The sequence below is a fragment of the Mycobacterium sp. E1715 genome (assembly GCF_001667625.1).
In the GTDB taxonomy this organism is placed as follows: domain Bacteria; phylum Actinomycetota; class Actinomycetes; order Mycobacteriales; family Mycobacteriaceae; genus Mycobacterium.
Window position 1 is genome coordinate 1 of sequence record NZ_LZJJ01000049.1, and the last position, 2,871, is coordinate 2,871.

Here is a 2,871-nt window from a genome sequence, read left to right on the forward strand (position 1 = left end):
GACCGCCGCGAACTGGCCCAGTCCGGGTTCGGCGCGCATGTTCTGGTCGATCCGGCCCAGCGGTCGGTGTTCGACGCCTTCCGCACGTTGCGCGCCGAACGCCACATGAACGGCTCCGCCGTGGTGTTCGAATGCGTTGGCGCTGCGGGTCTCATCGACAGCATCGTCGCGGATGCGGAGTTCTCATCACGCATTTACTGCGCGGGTGGCTGGTACACCGGCGACACCCTCGACATCACCAAAGCCACCCGAAACGGCCTGACTCTCCAGTTCGGTGGAGGACCGCTCCCGCAGGACTGGTACGGCGTTCTGGATGCGGTCGTCGAGGGGAAGCTGAACCCACTGCCCAGCGTCGGCAAGATCATCGGCCTCGACGAGGTGCCCGCGGCGCTGGCGGCGGCGCGGCGATCCGAAGGCCCACCCCGCGTCGTGATCCACCCGAACGGTGACTTCTGATGTCGGACCGCGACGACATTTTCGACCTCACAGTCCGGTATGCAACGGCAATCGACAGCCGGCAATACCGGCTTCTCACGACAGTCTTCGCCGAGGATGCGCGCATCGACTACGGTTTGGTCGGCCAGTGGACCGGTGGCGCAGAGGTGGCGCGGTTTATGGAAGCAGCGCACGTCGGCGCGGCGCACACGATCCATCGAATGACCAACCAGGCCATCGCAATAGACACCGACACCGCGACGATCCGCACCTACGTCGACGCACTGATCCTGATGGAGGACGGCTCGGGCGCGAACCCCGTCGGTTACTACGACGACCACGCCGTACGGACGCCGGACGGTTGGCGGATCGACCGCCGTACCTACACCTCGGTTCGGCTCGCTGCGGTGCCGGGCGCCCGTGGGTGACATCGCACGGAGGTACGGACCGTGGGCGGTGATCGTCGGCGCGTCCGACGGATGCGGCGCCTTGTTCGCCGAGAGGTTGGCGCAGGAAGGAGTGAACGTTGCGCTGGTCGCTCGTCGCCGACGCGTGCTCGACACGGTAGCCGAGGCGATTCACGAGCGCACCGGTGTCAAAACCCGGACGCTCGCCATCGATCTCACCGAGCCCGACGCTGCCCAGTCCATCATCGACGCCACCGCAGACCTCGAGGTCGGCATGCTGGTGTACTGCGCCGGCGGGGATCCGAACTACCAGCCTTTTCTTGCCAATCCGGTATCGAGAGCCGAAGCCCTGCTGCAACGCAACTGCCTGGTGCTGATGCGGTTGTGTCACCACTTCTCGGGCCTCATGGTCGACCGAGGACGCGGCGGCATCGTGAACTTCACTTCTGGTGCTGCGCTAGCCGGTGGCCGAAACATGGTGGCATACGGAGGAACCAAGGCCTTCGACATGCTTTTCACTGAGGGGCTGTGGGCGGAGTTGCACGACAAGGGCGTGGACGTCCTGGGTCTGGTCCTCGGCATGACCGATACACCGGCTCTGCGGCAACTGGAATTCGAGCGCGGCCGACTGAAATCCGTCGACGAGGTTCCCCAGGGTGCGGTGACAGCCGCGAGCGTGGTGGACGAGGCGTTCGCCAACCTCGGCAACGGACCGACGATCGCCACGGGCGATGACGTCCGGATGGCATTTGAACTTTTCAAGTCCATGACACGCAACGAAGTGGTTCGAATGATCATGCAGGCCAGCGCCGAAGTCATGGGTTCCGACGCACGGCAGCCCGGTTAGCAGCGACCGTGTTCACCCTTCGCTTCGACATGCGAGCGCCCACCATCGGAGCGCCGGCCACCGAGTTGTACGCCGCCGCCAGCGAGATGTCGGCATGGGCCGAGCAGCATGGCTGTATCGCCGTCGTGCTCTGCGAACACCACTGCGCGGACGACGGTTATCTGCCGTCGCCGTTACTGCTCGGTGCGGCCATTGCCGCTCGCACGAAGCAACTCTTGGTGAACCTGACAATTCTGCTGCCCTTCTACGATCCGGCACGGCTGGCCGAGGACATCGCCGTGCTGGATCACATCAGCGCGGGCAGAGCCACCTACGTCTTCGGAATCGGATATCGCGCTGAGGAATACGCTCACTTCGGACTCTCGATGTCCGACCGCGGCAGGCTGGCGGACGAGAAGCTCGGCGTGTTACGCCGCCTCCTCGCCGGCGAAGAGATCGAACACGGCGGCAGACGAATGAAAGTCACCCCGCGGCCGCGCACGCCGGAAGGCCCCATGATGAGCTGGGGCGGCGCCAGCCTGGCGGCCGCGCGGCGCGCTGGACGTAACGGTCTCGGCTTGCTCGCCAACGGCGGGGTGCCAGGAATGCGGGAAGCTTACGAAAAAGCATGTCGCGACAACGGCTTCGAGCCCGGCTTTGTCGTCATCCCCGAGCGTGACGCAGCGACCAACTGCTTCGTGGCCGACGATGTCGACGCGGCGTGGGACGAGATCGGCAAGTACCTCCTGCACGATGCAATCGCCTACTCGGAATGGAATCCCGACAACGCGGTGTCCGCCAACATCACCACCGCCAGGACCATCGACGAGCTGCGCAACACGTCGTCACACGTGATCCTCTCGGTCGACGAAGCGCGGAAGCGCATCGCAGCAGGTGAAATGTTCAACATTTCGCCACTGTGCGGCGGGATACCGCCCGCGATCGCATGGCCCTACTTGAAGAGATTCGCCGAGCTGCAGTAGTCGAAAGGACACGAGATGAGCCTTGACGGGGGCGCGGCGGAAGTAGGCACGTCTTTGGGATCCGTTCACTTCGACCCCTTCTCGGATGAATTCTTCAACGATCCGTTCGAGATTTACCGCCAACTACGCGATCGGGCGCCGGTCTACCACAGCACGCAGTACGACTTCTGGGCCCTTTCCCGCTATGAGGATGTCGCGAGCGCGATGCGCGATCACGAAA

At 64.3% G+C, this 2,871-nt stretch carries 3 protein-coding genes and 2 pseudogenes; all 5 read left to right on the forward strand.

Annotated features, from left to right (window positions below; genetic code table 11):
• Window positions 1-456, forward strand: a pseudogene (locus A9X03_RS29635) (zinc-binding dehydrogenase); the annotation flags it as partial.
• Entirely contained in the window at window positions 456-863 is a 408-nt protein-coding gene (locus A9X03_RS02725; protein WP_068259577.1) for a nuclear transport factor 2 family protein, read from the forward strand. The pseudogene A9X03_RS29635 and the gene A9X03_RS02725, both read left to right, overlap by 1 nt.
• Window positions 856-1,689 carry an SDR family oxidoreductase gene (locus A9X03_RS02730; RefSeq protein ID WP_082974410.1) on the forward strand — a complete coding sequence of 278 codons (834 nt, stop codon included), beginning with the start codon at window positions 856-858 and terminating at the stop codon, window positions 1,687-1,689. The genes A9X03_RS02725 and A9X03_RS02730 overlap by 8 nt, the downstream gene beginning before the upstream one ends.
• An 8-nt stretch (window positions 1,690-1,697) precedes the next feature.
• The gene (locus A9X03_RS02735) at window positions 1,698-2,651 is read left to right on the forward strand and encodes an LLM class flavin-dependent oxidoreductase (protein WP_067747625.1); all 954 of its coding nucleotides are present in this window, start codon (window positions 1,698-1,700) and stop codon (window positions 2,649-2,651) included.
• Window positions 2,652-2,666: 15 nt separating this feature from the next.
• Window positions 2,667-2,871 (forward strand): annotated as a pseudogene (locus tag A9X03_RS02740) (cytochrome P450); the annotation flags it as partial.

Coding starts and splice junctions, on each gene's coding strand:
- A9X03_RS02725 (WP_068259577.1), top strand. CDS start 456: ATGTCGGACCGCGACGACATTTTCGACCTCACAGTCCGGTATGCAACG.